Raw genomic sequence first — 14517 nt, forward strand, 5'->3', positions numbered from 1 at the left:
CGGTGGACCCGACGCTACCCCTGTTGCCGCCCGCTTGCCGGACCGCCCACGCGCTACGCCGTCGTGGACTCCTCGCGGCGGCTCAGGCCGAGCGCCTCGATGACCGGCGCGTCGCTCACCCGGAGCAGGGTCGCGGTGTCGTGGGCGGTGAAAGTGTGCGCGCACCAGGAGGGAACCGCGAGGACGTCGCCGCGTTCGAGGTCGAAGGTGTCCTCCGCCACCGCGGCCTGCACCCGGCCCGCGTGCACGGTCCAGATCGACGAACCGGTCTCCCGCACCCGGGGCCCGGAGTTGCCCGCGGTGATCCGGTGCATCTCGCAGCGGATGGTGGGCATCACGTCGCGGCCGGTCGTGGGGTCGGTGAAGCGCACCGCGGCGTGGTCGCTCCGGTTCACCGCGAGCAGATTGTCCAGCGCGGCATCGGTTTCGGCGTAGCGGTAGGCCAGCAGCGGGGAATGCGCGACGTCGGGCCGGGGACCGACGGGGACCACCCCGGGCGCCGCCGAGAACAGCCGTTCCGACCGCGACGGGCCCCGCGGCGCCGAAAGCGTCGAGTCGTCCGGCCCGTCCTCGTAGAACACGGCGTCGAGCGAGTCGACCAGCGGCAGGTCGAGGACGTCGAGCCAGAGCATCGGCTCGGCGCCGGGATTGTGGTGCTCGTGCCAGTTCCACGACGGGGTGAGCACGAGGTCGCCCGGGTCCATCGCGACCGGATCGCCGTCGACCCCGGTCCACACCCCCGCGCCGTCGAGCACGAACCGCAGCGCCGCCGGCGTGTGCCGGTGGGCGGGCGCCGTCTCGCCCGGCAGCAGGTACTGGACCGCGCCCAGCAGCGTGCCGGTCGCCGCGGCCCGGCCGCCGAGCCCGGGATTGGTGAGCACCAACACCCGCCGGTCGCCGCCGCGGTCGATCGGGACGAGGTCGCCGGACCGGGCGGCGAGCTTCGCGAAACTGTTCCACCGCCACACGAACGGCACCGCGCGCGGCCGAGGCGACTCGGGCATCCCCGGGAGCCGCCACAGCGGTGTCAGGTGGCTTGCCTCGACATCGGCGTAGAACCCGTCGAGTTCGCGCTCGCGCATCGCACACTCCTCACAGCGGCGTCCGGCCAGGAGTTCACCAAGAGCGTACTGGCGCCGCGCCGGTTGGCCGCAACCGGTCACCGCGCCCGCCGTCTGTCCATACGCGACACCGCTGCCGGGTCGGCACGGTGCTCGTAGACTCCGGGAATGGCGAAGTACTTCGATGTGCACCCGGTCACCCCGCAGCGCCGCGCGATCGGCCAGGTGGTCGACATCCTGCGGGAGGACGGCCTGATCGCCTACCCCACGGATTCCTGCTACGCGCTGGGTTGCAGGCTGGGCAACAAGGACGGGCTCGACCGGATCCGGCAGATCCGCAAGCTCGACGACCGGCACCACTTCACCCTGATGTGCCAGGACTTCGCCCAGCTAGGCCAGTTCGCGCACGTCGGCAACACGGTGTTCCGCGCCATCAAGGCGGCCACGCCCGGCAGCTACACCTTCATCCTGCCCGCCACCCGCGAAGTGCCGCGCAGGCTCATGCACCCCAGGAAGAAGACCGTCGGCGCGCGGATTCCCGACCACCCCGTCGCGCTGGCGCTGCTCGGCGAACTCGGCGAGCCGATGCTGTCGAGCACGCTGCTGATCCCCGGTCAGGAGGAGCCGCTGGTGCTCGGCTGGGAGATCAAGGAACTGCTCGACCACGTGGTGGACGCGGTGATCGACTCGGGGGAGTGCGGCACGGTGCCCACCACGGTGATCGACTTCTCGGCCGACGAACCGGAGATCATCCGCCGCGGCGCGGGCGACACCAGCCGGTTCGAGTAGCTTCTCACCAGCGGTCGAGGTGCAGCACCTCGGCCAGCGGCTGCCGGGGAGCCTGCTTGAACGTCGTCCCCGTGTAGTACGCGGTGGGGATGAGCGCGGCCTGGTGCACGGTCGGCGGCAGGCCGAGGATCTCGGCGACCTCCCGCTCGTAGGCCAGGTGCAGGGTGGTCCACGCGGTGCCCAGGCCCAGGGCGCGCGCGGCCAGCATGTAGCTCCACGCGGCGGGCAGCACCGAGCCCCACAGCCCGGCCTGGTTCCCGGCGGGCAGCGGGCCCGGCGTCTCCAGGCACGGCAGGACGAGCACCGGCGCGTCGCCCATCCGGTCGGCGAGGTGCTCGACGCTGTCGTGCACGCGGTGTTGGACGGGTGAGCGCGCCGGATCGTCGGCGAAAAGCCTGCCCGCCGCCCCGGCGGACTCCAGGTAGTCCCGGCACGCGCGCTGGTAGACCGCGCCGATCTTCGCCCGCTGGTCCGCGTCGGTGACCACCAGCCACCGCCACGACTGCCGGTTCGACCCGCTGGGGGCCTGCAGGGCCGTGGTGAGCGCCCGCTCGATCAACTCCAGCGGCACCGGCCGGGTGAGGTCCAGCCGCTTGCGGACCGTGCGCGTGGTGGTGAGCAACTCCTCTGGCGTCATGGGGCCAACGTAGTGGCCCGCCTTGCGGGTCTCTTACGGACATCCTCGACGCGGCGTCGCGCTGGTCTGTCGGGTGTTCACTGGCCGCAGACCCAGAGGAGCGGCTATGGCACTGCACGCGGGAACACCCGGGCACTGGTGGATGGTTCTGCCTGCCGCGATCGCGGGCAGACTGCGGCCCGCCGCGCGGCCCGAGTTGGCCCGCGGCGAACGCGTCCTGGCCGAGTCCGGCGGCCCGTCGGCGGTCGTCGCGTCCACCTGTGCGCTCTACCTGCGCCGCGACGACCTGTGGAGCAGGCTCGGCTGGGAGGAGATCGACCAGGTGAGCGGGCCGTCCGACGCGGGCGAGGTGACCGTCACCGGGCTCGACGGGGCCGTGTTCCGGCTCGACGGGCCCGGCTCGCTGCCGGGGGTGATCCGGGACCGGGTCGCCGCCGCCGTGGTCGCGACCATTCCGGTGGCCTTGGACCGGGGCGGCGCGGTGATCACTGTCCGCGGGCGGCCCGGGTCCGACGAGCTGGTGTGGTCGGTCCGGCTGAGCGCTGATCTCGCCCCCGCCGACCCCGAGGTGCGCGCGTGGGTGGACGCCGCCATCCGGGGCATGCGGTCCGACCTCGGCCTCCGCGAGCGGGGCTGAGTTTTGTCGGTGGGAGCGGCTACGTTGTCCGCCATGGACTTCTCCGCCGCCCTGATCGAAGAGAACCGGCTGCTCCGCGACCTCGTCCGCGACGCCGATCCGGCCGCGCCGGTGCCCACCTGTCCCGAGTGGACGCTCACGCAGCTCGTGCGCCACGTCGGCCGAGGTGACCGGTGGGCCGGGATGATCGTGCGCGACCGCGCCGACGCTCCCGTCGACCCACGCGCGGTCCCGGACGGAAAACCGACCGGCGACCTGGACGACTGGCTGGCGCAGAGCCCCCAGGTGCTGCTCGACGCGGTCGCCGCGACCGGCCCCGACACTCCCGTGTGGACGTTCATGGGCCCCCGGCCCGCGGCCTGGTGGATTCGGCGGCGGCTGCACGAGACGGTCGTGCACCGCGCCGACGTCGCGCTCGCGCTGGAGGTGCCCTTCGTCGTCGACCCGGCGGTGGCCGCGGACAGCGTGTCGGAGTGGTTGTCGCTGGTCGTCGGCAGGAAGGTGGACACCCCGGCGCTCGCCGCGGGCACGACGCTGCACCTGCACGCCACCGACGACGGGCTCGGCGAGGCGGGGGAGTGGCTGGTGCACGGCGGCGCCGAGGGCCTCACCTGGGAGCACGGGCACGCCAAGGGCGCCGCGGCGGTCCGCGGCACCGCGGCCGAGCTGCTGCTCGCCCTGCTCCGCCGGCTCCCGGCCGAGCGCGTGCAGGTGCTCGGCGACGCCGAGGTGGTGCACACCTGGTTGGCGCGCACGCCGTTCTGAGTCAGTCTTTCGCGGCCGGGACGACCAGCACGGCCGCGAGCCCGACGCCGATCGCCGCCCCGACGAACTGGGCGGCGATGAACGCGGGCGCCGACGCGGGCGCGATCCCGGCGAACGAGCCGGTCAGCGCCCGGCCGACGGTGACCGCTGGATTGGCGAACGAGGTGGAGGAGGTGAAGAAGTAGGCGGCCATGATCCATGCGGGCACCGCGACCGGCACCAGGTTCGCGCGCCCCGACCCGGCCAGCAGCCGGATCACCAGCAGCAGCCCCGCCGTCGCGACCACCTCGCCGACCAGCAGGCCGACGCCTGCCCGCTGCTGCCCGGTGAACTGGACCACCGGCTGAGCGAACATCACGTGCGCCAACATCGTCCCGGCGCAGGCGCCTGCAAACTGTGCGCCGAGGTAGGCGGCGGCGGTCGGCCACGGCGTCCGGCCCGAGATCGCCTCGGCGATCGTGACCGCCGGGTTGAAATGGGCGCCCGAGACCGGCGCCAACACCGCGATCAGCACCCCCAGCACCGCGACCACGGCGACGGCGTTGCACAGCAACTGAAGCAGAATCTGCCCGGGGGCGAGGAGTTGGCCCATCACGCCGGACCCGACCACGGTCGCGACCAGCACTCCGGTGCCCACCGCCTCCGCGAGCGCCCGCCGCGCGAGGAAGCCCGGCACCGCGCTCCGGCTGTCGGGTCGATCCTTGGCCGCCGTGACCATCACACACTCCCACCGACGTCGGTGCGGGAAGTCCAGCACGCCGTATCGGCAAGTGTCAATATAGGCGGGTGACCACCCGGCTCCGCAGGCACAAGGCCCCCAGCGATCCTGACTGCGCCACCGACCCGCTGTGCTGCGCGGCCCTCGGCGACGCCGTACTCGACCGCGCCGACGCCGAGCGGTTCGCCGCCGTGCTCAAGGCCCTGGCCGACCCGGGCCGACTGCGGCTGCTCTCGCTGATCCGCGCCGCCCCCGGTGGCGAGGTGTGCGTCGGCGACCTGGTCGACGCCCTCGGCCTGTCCCAGCCCACGGTCAGCCACCACCTGCGCATCCTCACCGACGCGGGCCTGCTTACCCGCGACCGCCGGGGAAACTGGGTCTGGTACGCCGCCAACGGCGACCGCCTCGCCGAAGTCCGCGACCTGCTGCGCTGACCCGGGCAGCTCAGCATTGCCTGAGCCCGGCCCCGGTCGGCGCGGGGTCAGTAGTAGTGCCGCAGCCCGGGCCACAGGCTCGACCACGGTGCCCGCGGCTGGGCGCACAGGGCGACCGGGGTGCCCTGCTCGTCGTTGTCCAGCCCGACGCCGTTGTCGATGCGCGCCACTGCCTGGCAGTCGGTGAACGGGACGTCCGCGCGGAAGCGGCCGACGAGGAGCACCGGACCGGTCATGGTGTCGGGCGGCGGACCCCAGTCGGCGTAGGACATGTGCCCGGAGTGCGGCGCGGGCAGCCCGCGGGCCGGGCCGTAACGCTCGATCGCGCCCGCCTGGCCGTAGTTGCGCGCGAAGATCACCGCGGTGCCGCGCTGGTCGACCGGTATCCGGCGCCAGGCGTCCGCGACGGTGTCGACGAACCGCGGCCAGCCGACCTGCTCACCGGCCTCCTGGTTCATGGCCACCACCGGCGCCAGCCGCTCGGGAGGCAGCACGGGCAGCCCGACCAGCAGCGACATGGCGACCCCGACGCCCGCGGCGGGACCGGCCCACCGCCAGGCGACGCGCTCGCGCAGCCACCGCAGGCTCGGTTCGGCGCCCGCCGCCACCAACAGCAGCAGGAGCGGCACGGCGTAGTAGGGCTTGCCGCCAAGAGCCAGGATCTCGACGCACAGCACCAGGTAGGCGAGCGGAAGCCACCGCGACCCCGGTTCGCGCCACAGCCGCACGATCCCCGCAATCCACACCGGCACCAGCACCGGGGACAGGTAGATCACCTGGTGCGGCACGAACATCAGCCGGTTCTCCATGCCGTCCTCGCCGCTGATCCCCGACGCCACGGTGAGCTGCGGCCAGCCGTGCGCGGCCTGCCACACCACCGTGGGCGCCGCCACCAGCAGGGCGAGTCCGATCCCCGCCACCAGCCACCGGCCGCGCAGCACCCGCCGCGGGCCGACGGCGAGCAGCGCCACCCCGACCGCGGCCGCCAGCAGCAGGATCAGCCACTTGTTCAGCAGTCCGACGCCGACCGTCGCGCCGATCGCGAGCCACCACCGGGCGTCGTCGGTCCGCAGCAGCCGCAGCAGGAACAGCCCGACCGCGGTCCACACGAGCAGGTCGGTGGACGACGTCGACAGCATGTGCGAGACCACCACGACATACGTCGACAGCGCGGTGGCCGCGGCCGTCAGCACCTGCGCGCCGCGCCCGCCGCCGAACTCGCGCGCGGCCAGCGCCGCCACCACCACGGTCGCGGCGCCGAGGAGCGTCGCGGCCACCCGCAGCCCGCTCGGCGTGTCGCCGAACACCGCCGTCACCGCCCGGGCGAGCAGCGGCGTCAGCGGCGGCTGATCGACGTAGCCCCACGCCGGATGATCGCCCGCGGCCACGAAGTACAGCTCGTCGCGGTGGAACCCGTAACGCCCCGAAAGCGCCGTAAGCACCGCGACCTGCACCGCCACGACCAGCCCGACCGGCCCCCGGGCGAACCGGGGCACCTCCGTTCGGCCCACGCGGCCGGGAGCGCCCAGAGTCATGGCGCCAGTCTGCCCCGGCGTCACCGTGACGTTCAGGCGGGTGCCGAGATTTCCACTCGCGGGCCGGAAAGCCTGGTGTCCACAATGGACACCAGAGTCGGCGGTTACCCGACCGGCGGCCATTCGGACTACAGTGACCAGGTGGTCACCAATCCGGGCAGCACCCCGGCCGCGGACGCGGCGCGCCTGGTCATGGACCGGATGCTCACGCTCGCCTGGTCGATCAGCGCCGCCGTGGAGCGCAGCCACCGCAGGCTCGGCCGCAGGCTGCGGACCCTGCTCGCGGACCTCGACTGGGCCCAGGTGGCTGACGACCCCACCGGGCGCGGACTGCGCACGCAGTTGCTCACCGCCCTGGCCGCCGGGCTGCCCGCCCGCTCCGCCGCGCCGTTCCGCGAGGCCGTCCGCACCGCGATCACCCGCGACGAGCGCTCGCTGCTGCCGCCCGCGCAGCAGCGGCTGCTGACCGGTGTGGTGGACGAACACCTCTCGCTGACGGTCGCGGCCGAGCGCTCGGGCATCGCCACCGAGGACGCGCCGGGCCAACTCCGCCTCGCGCTCTCGACCCTCACGCAGCGCCTCGCCGACGCCACCGCCGCGCTGCCCACTCGCACCCGCGACGCCTGACCGGCCCGGGTTTCCCCCGGAAATACGTGTCCCTTGTGATGCGGGCACAAGGAACGCCGCCGCAAATTTGTGCCTCGACGCGGCTATTCCGAGTTCGCCGGGAAGAGCAGTATTGAACCAGGAGCCAGGCGTTCCGCCGTAGCCCGGTCCCGCCGCGACGGGGATTGCACCGACAGCGGAATCACTTCCGCCCGGACACCGCAGCGTTATCGAGAACCGGAGACTCCCATGACCGCGACGACCGCCCCCGTGGGGCCAGTGCGCACCGCCGACCCGGATCGGTTCCGGTGGCCCGCCGACTTCCCGCGGATCCCCGACCAGGACTGGACCCGCCAGGACGTCGACCGGTTCGGTCTCTCGTACGACAGCGTGGGCCAGCACAGTTGGTACAAGAACCTGGAGCCGACGGTCAGCCAGGTGCTTGCCGCACTCGGCGAACACAAGGTCATGGTGGACTATTCCAGCGGCACGGGAATCCTGACCAAACGGCTGCTCTCCCACATTGATCACCCGGTCGGAATCGTGAACGTGGACGCCTCGCCGAAGTTCCTGCGGGTCGCGCTGGAGAACCACGGCCACGACGACCGGGTCGCGTTCCGGCTGCTCGGTTTCGACAAGGCGCGCAAGCAATTGCAGACCCTCGACGAGGTGATCGACCCCAGCCTGGTCGACCGCGGCGTCGACATCATCACCTCGACCAACGCGATCCACCTTTACTACAACCTGACCGAGACACTGGAGTCCTGGGCGAAGGTGCTGCGGCCGGGCGGCCTGGCCAGCGTGTGCTCGGCGAACCTGCGCAACCCGGGCAGGCGCGCGGGCGACTGGATCATCGACGAGACGGTCGAGAAGGTGAACGAGATCGCCGCCGAACTCGTCGCCAGGGAGCCGGTGTTCGCGGACTACCGCGAGGCGCTCGCGGACAGCGCGGCGATGGCCGGGCATACGAAGCTGCGGGAGAAGGTCTTCGTCCCGGTGCGCCCGCTCGATGTCTACCTCGACGCCTTCACCGACGCGGGCTTCAAGGTGCGGCACGTCTTCGACGCGACGATCTACGCCGAGGTCGAGGAGTGGTTCCAGTTGCTGAGCACCTATCACGACGGCGTGCTGAGCTGGGTCGGCGGCTCGCCGAAGGTGGACGGCCGCACCCCGTCCGACCTGGCGCTCAAGCACCGGCTGTTCCTCATCCGCTACAGCCTGGAGAAGCTGTTCCCCGGCCAGAGTTCCTTCCCGTGCACGTGGAGCTACATCACCTGCAGCCGATGAGAGAGGTCTACGTGGCCGGGGTCGGCATGACCCGGTTCGCCAAGCAGCCCGAACGCTCCATGAAGGATCTCACCGCCGAGGCGGTGACCGCGGCGCTCAAGGACGCCGACCGGGAGGTCGCCGAGATCCAGTCCGGCTACTTCGGCAACGCGGTGGCCGGGTCGATCACCGGCCAGGAGATGATCGCGGGCCAACTCCTGTTGCGCCCCTTGGGAATCGGCGAGATCCCGATCATGAACGTGGAGAACGCGTGCGCCTCGGCGTCCAGCGCGTTCCACCTCGCCTGGCAGGCGGTGGCCACCGGCGTCTGCGACATCGCGCTCGCGGTCGGCGCGGAGAAGATGACCCACCCCGACAAGGCCCGCTCGTTCGCGGCCATCGGCGGGTCCGTCGACATGGACCTGGTGCCCGCCGACCTGCCCGCCGGGCGCTCGTTCCTGATGGACCTCTACGCCGAGTCCGCGCTGCGGTACATGGCGCAGTCCGGTGCCACGCGGGAGGATTTCGCCGCTGTGGTGGTGAAGAACCAGCACAACGGCATGCTCAACCCGTCGGCGCAGTTCGGTGCGCAGTGGTCGGTCGAGCAGGTGCTCGCGGCCAGGGAGATCGTCTGGCCGTTCACCCTGCCGATGTGCTCGCCGATCTCCGACGGCGCCGCCGCGGCGGTGCTGGTCAGCTCCGAGTTCCGCCGCGCGGGCCAGACCTCGGTCGCCGTACTCGCCTCGATCCTGCGCACGGCACCGGTCGACGGGCAGGCCAGGGTGTCCGCGCTGGCCGCGGCCGCCGCCTACGATGCGGCCGGGATCGGACCGTCCGATGTGGACTGCGTGGAGGTGCACGACGCCGCCGCGTCCGCCGAACCGATGCTGTGCGAACAGATCGGGCTGGCCGAACCCGGTGGCGGGCCGGACCTGCTGCGCAGCGGCGCGACCGCGCTCGGCGGCCGGATCCCGGTCAACACCAGCGGCGGCCTGCTGGCCCGCGGCCACCCGATCGGCGCGACCGGCCTGGCCCAGGTGGTCGAGTCGGTGCTGCAACTGCGCGGCACGGCGGGCAGCCGCCAGGTGCCGGGCGCCCGTCTCGCCCTGACCCAGAACGCGGGCGGCTGGCACCTCGACGACAACGTGGTCAGCGTGATCAACATCTATGGTCGGTCCAGATAGGACACACGCGGATCAGGTCGGGTCCTCCGCCCGGCCGCGCTGCGACTCGATGATCTTGATGGCCACGTGCGCGAGCAGCCGGTCGTCGGGATCGCCGAGGTCCAGCCGGGTCAGCGCCTCGATGCGCTGAGTGCGGTAGGCCACCGTGTTGGCGTGCACCCGCAGCGTGCGGGCGGCCTGTTTGAGGCTGCCGTGCTGGTTGAGGTACGCCGACAGCGTGCCCACCAGGTCGACCCGGTGCGCCACCTCGTAGTCCATCAGCGGCCCCAGCACGTCCGCGGCGAACTGCCACAGCTCCTTCATCTCCCCGACCAGCAGCAGCAGCCGGTAGATGCCCAGCTCGTCGTAGCAGATCACCTCGCCCGCGCGGCCCAGCCTGCTGCCGAGGTCGATCGCCTGCTCGGCCTGGTGGAATCCCCGCGGCGCCAACTCGGGCAGCCGCAGCGACTCGCTGAGCCCACAGGTGAGCCGGATGTCCCGCGGCCTGCTCAGGAACTCCGCGAGCCGGTGCCTGCCGGTGGAGTCCGTGTCCTGCTCGCACAGCAGCAGCAGCACGGCACCCGCGCCGCGGGCCGCGCTCACCACGCCCGGCACGAACGCGCCCAGCTCGTCGATCAGCCCGGAGTGGCCGTCGGCGCTGCCATCGGCGTCGCCGTCGGCCCGGATCACGCCGACCCGGAACGGCTGGCAGTCCTTGAGCCCCAACGCCGCCGCCTTCTGCCGGGCGTCGTCGGCGTCGAGGAAGTGGCCGGACAGCAGACCGTCCACAATGGCCCGCTGGTAGCGCAGACCCAGCTCCGTGCTGGTCTTCTCGTGCGCCAGCGTCAGCGCGAACAGCGTGGCCGCGTAGGTCACGGTGAGCAGGTCCGAGTCGTCTGGACTGTCCGAACCGGACTCGTCGAGCAGCAGCAGGTAGCCGAGGGTCTCCTGGCCGACCGCGATCGGCGTGGCCAGACACCCGTGCCGCAGCAGCGAACCCGGCACCGCGGGCAGGCGGATCGTGCGGCGCTCGGCAGCCAGGCCGCGCAGCAGCCGGTCGACCACCAGGTCGGCCCGGTCCCACTTCGGCAGCTCGGCGTCCGGCTCGCCGCCCGCCTGCGACCGCAGGTCGAACGCCGCGTCGAGCAGCACGATCCGCTTGTGCACCAGTCGGGCGAACACCGTGGTCAGCACCGCCGGATCGGCCCCGTTGAGCGCCGCGTCGGCGAGTTGGTCGCAGGTGCGCACCATGCCGCGATAGACCAGGTTCTGCCGCGTCACCGCGCTGATCGCGAGCGCGCGGTCCGCCGCGCTCACCCCGGCCCCGCCCGCTCGGCGAGCCGCCCGATCAGCTCGACCAGCCGGGCGTCGGGGCAGGCGGGCGCGGACACCATGACCGCGGCCAGCAGCCCGCCGAGCCGCTCCGCCGTGCGCACCGCGTTGCGCACCGCCCAGTCCGGGTCCTCGATGGCGCGGCGGGCGTCCGCGAGCGCGGAGATCGACAGCGTCGACCCGGGAATCTCGTTGCGCAGCAGGCGAAGCGTGGCCGGGTCCTCGAACGGCGCGACCGTGCCGACGATCGGCAGGTCCACCCCGGACTCCCGCAGCGCGGTCAGCGTCGCCTGGGCCGCGGCGGCGTCGTGGATCGGGTCGGTGACCAGGAAGTGCGCGCCCGCCCGGACTTTCTCCGCCACCCGCGCCACCTCGCGGTCGAGGTCGACCGGCGAGGTGCGCACGGCCGCGCCGACGACGAACCTGGTCCGGTGCGGTGTCGCGACACCGCGCCAGTCCACGCCGTCGTTCAGCCCGGCCAGCGCGGCCACCAGCCGCACCGAGTCCACCTCCAGCGGCGACCCGGGTTCGGGGTAGTCGCCGGTCACGCGGACCGACCCGGTACGGCACACCACGGTGCGCAGGCCCAGCGCGTGCGCGCCGAGCAGATCGGCCTGCAGCGCGGCGAGGTTGCGCCCGGAGGTCTCCACCACGAGCACCACCTCGACGCCGACCCGCTCGGAGAGCAGGACGCCGCCGCCGACGGGGTTGATCCGCGCCATCGGCGGCGCCGGCTCGGAGATCGCGATCGTGGTCGCGCCCGCCTTGGTGAGGGTCTCGGCCGTCTCGACGAACTCCGCGAGCCGCGGCCCGTTCGGCGCGCGCAGGCCGACGATGACCGTGGGCTCGCGCCGCAGCGGCCAGGCGACCGGGACGCGCTCGCCTGCGTCGTCCGGCTGGGGTACGACGCTCGCGCGGCGCTTCGCCTTGCGCCGCAACGGAGTGAGCGGGCGAACCGCGGCCGCGATCGCCCGGACGTGCGCGGGGGTGGTGCCGCAGCAGCCGCCGATGACCGTCGCGCCGCCCGCGACGAACTGCGCCGCGGCCTCGGCGAAGTAGTCCACATTGTGCGCGTAGCGCAGGGATTGTCCCGACCGCCCCGGCACGCCCGCGTTGGGCTGCACGGAAACCGGCAGCGCGCTGTGCGCGGCGAGCGCGGCCACCACGTCGGTCAGCACCGCCGGTCCGACCGTGCAGTTCGCGCCGATCGCGGCCACGTCCAGGCCCGCGAGCGCGGCGGCCGCCTCCTCGGGCGACTCCCCGCGCAGCGTCCGGCCGTCGTCGCCGAAGGTCATCTGCGCGATCACCGGCAGATCGGTCTCGGCCAGCGCGATGCGCACGGCCTCGGTCAGCGACTCGATGTCCCCGAAGGTCTCCAGCACGATCAGGTCGACCCAGTCCGCGAGCGCGGCGACCTGTTCGCGCACCGTGTCGGCGCGCGTGGTCGCGGACACCCGGGACACCGACGGCGCACTGGTCGCGGGTCCGACGCTGCCCGCCACCAGCGCGGGCACCGGCGCGGCGCGGGCGATCTCGCGGGCCAGTCGGGCGCCGGCGATGTTGATCTCGACCACCCGGTCCTCCAGGCCGAGCCCGGTCAGCCGCATCCGGTTGGCGTGGAAGGTGTTGGTCTGCAGGATCTGCGCGCCCGCCGCGAGATAGGCGGCGTGCACGTCGCGGACGAGCCCCGGCTGGGTCAGGTTGAGTTCGCACAGCGAGCGGTCCAGGGGGACACCCGCGGAGTGCAGCATGGTGCCCATGGCGCCGTCGCAGACCACGATCCGCCCGGCGAACCGCTCGCGCATCCGCGCTCGGGGACTGTCGGAGCGGGCGCCGTGTCCCGGGGCGTGATCCACCGGCCACCACCCTCTGGTCCAGTCGGCACGCTCTCAATGCCGTTTCGGTATCAAGAGACAGATCAGTCTCTCTCATCGTACGCCTATGCGCCACCTGGCGATACCGCGCGAAAGAACTCGGTCGAAAAGTCGGACGTGCGCTTCATAGCGATGTTGAACAGGAATCACTGGCAAGAATCGGCCGACGTAGAGTCTAAAGACCTCAGTGACTTGACTCACATATGCTCGTTCGATAATGTGTGCCCTGAGGCATCCTGAGACAGACCGGTCTCTTCCTCGTATCCCCTCAGCGCCATCGTTGTCTGCTGTGGATGGTCGAGAACGTCAGGCAGCGACCGCTCCTTTTTCGCGACTTCGCATCCCACCGCCCACAGGAGGCCGAACGCGTCATGAGTGACTACGACCCTCGGACGAGCACTGGTATTCCCACCGAACCCGTCGGCTCGCTGCCGCGACCGTCCAAGCTTCAGGAGGCGTACGCCGCCTACGACGAGGGATCGATCGACCACGACGCCTTGGAAGAAATGCAGGACGCCGCCGCGAAGGAGTCCATCGAGCGCTACGAGGCGACCGGATCCCCGATCGTCTCCGACGGCGAGCAGCGGTGGTCGAGCTTCGCGACGTATCCGATCACCGACACCCTTGCCGGGACCGGACTCGCGGACACCCTCGCCGGTGGCGGCCAGTACTTCGCCATCTTCGCCGACGGTCACCGCAGGCAGTTGCCCAAGCTCGCCAAGGGCCCGTTCAAGTACAAGACCTACGCCGCGGACACGCTGAAGAAGTCCATCGGATACGCCACCAAGCCGATGAAACAGGCCGTCATCGCGCCGTCGATGCTCGCGCTGCTCTACCCACTTGACGACGAGGTGCCCGGCTACGCGCGCGAGAAGTTCCTCGAAGACCTGTGCAACGAGACCGAGAAGGACATCCGCGGCGCGTTCGCCGCGGGCGCCGCGCGCGTCTCGATCGACTTCACCGAGGGCCGACTGTCCACAAGGAACGACCCGCGCAACCCGTGGACCGGCCGCAACATGCTGCCGCACTTCATCGAGCTGAACAACCGGGTCATCGACCGGTTCACCGCCGAGGAGCGGGCGAAGATCGGCGTGCACACCTGCCCCGGCGGCGACCGCGACTCGGTGCACAGCGCGGACGTGGACTACAACGACCTGCTGCCCAGCATGTTCCAGATGAATGCGGGCTATTTCCTCATCCAACTCGCCAGCGAGCGCGACAAGGACAAGGTGTACAAGTCGATCGGCGAACACCTGCGGTCCGACGCCAACGGTATTCCGCAATTCGCCTACATCGGCGTCATCAACCCGCTGAACCCGCGGGTGGAAAGCCCGGAAGAAGTGCGCGACGCCCTTGTCCGCGCGTCCAATTTCATGCCGAAAGAACAACTCGGCGCCACCGACGACTGCGGTTTCTCGCCCTTCAGCATCGATGAGAAGCCCAGCCACGGTTCGCCGGACTTCGCGCGCGACGTCGCATTCCAGAAGATCACGAACCGGGTTAAGGGAACTCGGATGGCCGCCGATCAGCTCAAGGTGAGCTGACCTCGGTTCGAGCCCCGAGCGACCCGGGTGCCCCGGGGGGGGCCCCCACCCGGCCCCCCCGCCGGGGGGGGGGGGGCGGGGCAGACCGCCCCCCCCGGGGGGGGCCCCCCCCCAAAAACCCAACCCCCAGCGCCCCCCCCCGCCCGGGGGGGGCCC

General features: G+C 72.0%; 14 protein-coding genes. 8 read left to right on the top strand and 6 right to left on the bottom strand.

Annotation, left to right across the window (positions count from 1 at the left end):
- Nucleotides 1-53 precede the first annotated feature (53 nt).
- Entirely contained in the window at nt 54-1082 is a 1029-nt protein-coding gene (locus ACT4N7_RS01650; protein ID WP_444826742.1) for a cupin domain-containing protein, read from the bottom strand.
- A gap of 147 nt (nt 1083-1229) precedes the next feature.
- Here ACT4N7_RS01650 and ACT4N7_RS01655 point away from each other — a divergent pair, with 147 nt between their 5' ends.
- Nucleotides 1230-1850 (top strand): L-threonylcarbamoyladenylate synthase, encoded by a 621-nt coding sequence (locus ACT4N7_RS01655; protein ID WP_444826743.1) that lies wholly within the window; start codon nt 1230-1232, stop codon nt 1848-1850.
- A 4-nt stretch (nt 1851-1854) separates the two neighbouring features.
- Here the strand turns inward: ACT4N7_RS01655 and ACT4N7_RS01660 are convergent, their stop codons facing one another.
- A complete protein-coding gene (locus ACT4N7_RS01660) occupies nt 1855-2487 on the bottom strand; it encodes a nitroreductase family protein (protein ID WP_444826744.1) in 633 nt (210 codons plus the stop codon).
- A 106-nt stretch (nt 2488-2593) separates the two neighbouring features.
- Here ACT4N7_RS01660 and ACT4N7_RS01665 point away from each other — a divergent pair, with 106 nt between their 5' ends.
- Together ACT4N7_RS01665 and ACT4N7_RS01670 are read left to right on the top strand one after the other, a co-directional pair.
- On the top strand, nt 2594-3124 hold the full coding sequence (locus tag ACT4N7_RS01665) for a hypothetical protein (protein WP_444826745.1): 531 nt from the start codon (nt 2594-2596) through the stop codon (nt 3122-3124).
- A gap of 33 nt (nt 3125-3157) precedes the next feature.
- Complete coding sequence (locus tag ACT4N7_RS01670) at nt 3158-3889, top strand: maleylpyruvate isomerase N-terminal domain-containing protein (RefSeq protein WP_444826746.1); 732 nt, start codon at nt 3158-3160, stop codon at nt 3887-3889.
- A gap of 1 nt (nt 3890) precedes the next feature.
- Here the strand turns inward: ACT4N7_RS01670 and ACT4N7_RS01675 are convergent, their stop codons facing one another.
- Complete coding sequence (locus ACT4N7_RS01675) at nt 3891-4607, bottom strand: aquaporin (protein WP_444826747.1); 717 nt, start codon at nt 4605-4607, stop codon at nt 3891-3893.
- A gap of 68 nt (nt 4608-4675) precedes the next feature.
- On the opposite strand from ACT4N7_RS01675, the gene ACT4N7_RS01680 reads away from it, so the two are divergent.
- Nucleotides 4676-5041 (top strand): ArsR/SmtB family transcription factor, encoded by a 366-nt coding sequence (locus tag ACT4N7_RS01680; RefSeq protein WP_444826748.1) that lies wholly within the window; start codon nt 4676-4678, stop codon nt 5039-5041.
- Nucleotides 5042-5088: 47 nt separating this feature from the next.
- On the opposite strand, the gene ACT4N7_RS01685 is transcribed toward ACT4N7_RS01680, so the two are convergent.
- Nucleotides 5089-6576, bottom strand: a complete 1488-nt coding sequence (locus ACT4N7_RS01685) for an ArnT family glycosyltransferase (RefSeq protein WP_444826749.1) — start codon at nt 6574-6576, stop codon at nt 5089-5091.
- 84 nt (nt 6577-6660) lie between these two features.
- Between ACT4N7_RS01685 and ACT4N7_RS01690 the strand changes: the two genes are divergently transcribed.
- The 3 genes from ACT4N7_RS01690 (at nt 6661) to ACT4N7_RS01700 (ending at nt 9632) form a co-directional block, all read left to right on the top strand.
- Complete coding sequence (locus ACT4N7_RS01690) at nt 6661-7203, top strand: hypothetical protein (protein ID WP_444826750.1); 543 nt, start codon at nt 6661-6663, stop codon at nt 7201-7203.
- Between the two features lie 228 nt (nt 7204-7431).
- Nucleotides 7432-8469 (top strand): methyltransferase, encoded by a 1038-nt coding sequence (locus ACT4N7_RS01695; protein ID WP_444826751.1) that lies wholly within the window; start codon nt 7432-7434, stop codon nt 8467-8469.
- Nucleotides 8466-9632, top strand: a complete 1167-nt coding sequence (locus ACT4N7_RS01700) for a thiolase family protein (protein ID WP_444826752.1) — start codon at nt 8466-8468, stop codon at nt 9630-9632. The genes ACT4N7_RS01695 and ACT4N7_RS01700 overlap by 4 nt, the downstream gene beginning before the upstream one ends.
- Nucleotides 9633-9644: 12 nt before the next feature.
- Here ACT4N7_RS01700 and ACT4N7_RS01705 read toward each other — a convergent pair whose 3' ends face one another.
- Both ACT4N7_RS01705 and ACT4N7_RS01710 read right to left on the bottom strand, forming a co-directional pair.
- Complete coding sequence (locus ACT4N7_RS01705; protein WP_444826753.1) at nt 9645-10928, bottom strand: PucR family transcriptional regulator; 1284 nt, start codon at nt 10926-10928, stop codon at nt 9645-9647.
- Complete coding sequence (locus ACT4N7_RS01710) at nt 10925-12799, bottom strand: bifunctional homocysteine S-methyltransferase/methylenetetrahydrofolate reductase (protein WP_444826754.1); 1875 nt, start codon at nt 12797-12799, stop codon at nt 10925-10927. Before ACT4N7_RS01710 ends, ACT4N7_RS01705 begins: the two co-directional genes overlap by 4 nt.
- Nucleotides 12800-13188: 389 nt before the next feature.
- On the opposite strand from ACT4N7_RS01710, the gene ACT4N7_RS01715 reads away from it, so the two are divergent.
- The gene (locus ACT4N7_RS01715) at nt 13189-14361 is read left to right on the top strand and encodes a 5-methyltetrahydropteroyltriglutamate--homocysteine methyltransferase (RefSeq protein ID WP_444826755.1); all 1173 of its coding nucleotides are present in this window, start codon (nt 13189-13191) and stop codon (nt 14359-14361) included.
- Nucleotides 14362-14517: the final 156 nt, after the last annotated feature.

The sequence above is a fragment of the Actinokineospora sp. genome, from assembly GCF_052390155.1.
In the GTDB taxonomy this organism is placed as follows: Bacteria; Actinomycetota; Actinomycetes; order Mycobacteriales; family Pseudonocardiaceae; genus Actinokineospora.

What these genes read in the sequence shown, in the direction of transcription:
- ACT4N7_RS01650 (WP_444826742.1), bottom strand. Translation starts at nt 1,082, where the DNA reads ATGCGCGAGCGCGAACTCGACGGGTTCTACGCCGATGTCGAGGCAAGC.
- ACT4N7_RS01655 (WP_444826743.1), top strand. Translation starts at nt 1,230, where the DNA reads ATGGCGAAGTACTTCGATGTGCACCCGGTCACCCCGCAGCGCCGCGCG.
- ACT4N7_RS01660 (WP_444826744.1), bottom strand. Translation starts at nt 2,487, where the DNA reads ATGACGCCAGAGGAGTTGCTCACCACCACGCGCACGGTCCGCAAGCGG.
- ACT4N7_RS01665 (WP_444826745.1), top strand. Translation starts at nt 2,594, where the DNA reads ATGGCACTGCACGCGGGAACACCCGGGCACTGGTGGATGGTTCTGCCT.
- ACT4N7_RS01670 (WP_444826746.1), top strand. Translation starts at nt 3,158, where the DNA reads ATGGACTTCTCCGCCGCCCTGATCGAAGAGAACCGGCTGCTCCGCGAC.
- ACT4N7_RS01675 (WP_444826747.1), bottom strand. Translation starts at nt 4,607, where the DNA reads ATGGTCACGGCGGCCAAGGATCGACCCGACAGCCGGAGCGCGGTGCCG.
- ACT4N7_RS01685 (WP_444826749.1), bottom strand. Translation starts at nt 6,576, where the DNA reads ATGACTCTGGGCGCTCCCGGCCGCGTGGGCCGAACGGAGGTGCCCCGG.
- ACT4N7_RS01690 (WP_444826750.1), top strand. Translation starts at nt 6,661, where the DNA reads ATGGACACCAGAGTCGGCGGTTACCCGACCGGCGGCCATTCGGACTAC.
- ACT4N7_RS01695 (WP_444826751.1), top strand. Translation starts at nt 7,432, where the DNA reads ATGACCGCGACGACCGCCCCCGTGGGGCCAGTGCGCACCGCCGACCCG.
- ACT4N7_RS01700 (WP_444826752.1), top strand. Translation starts at nt 8,466, where the DNA reads ATGAGAGAGGTCTACGTGGCCGGGGTCGGCATGACCCGGTTCGCCAAG.
- ACT4N7_RS01715 (WP_444826755.1), top strand. Translation starts at nt 13,189, where the DNA reads ATGAGTGACTACGACCCTCGGACGAGCACTGGTATTCCCACCGAACCC.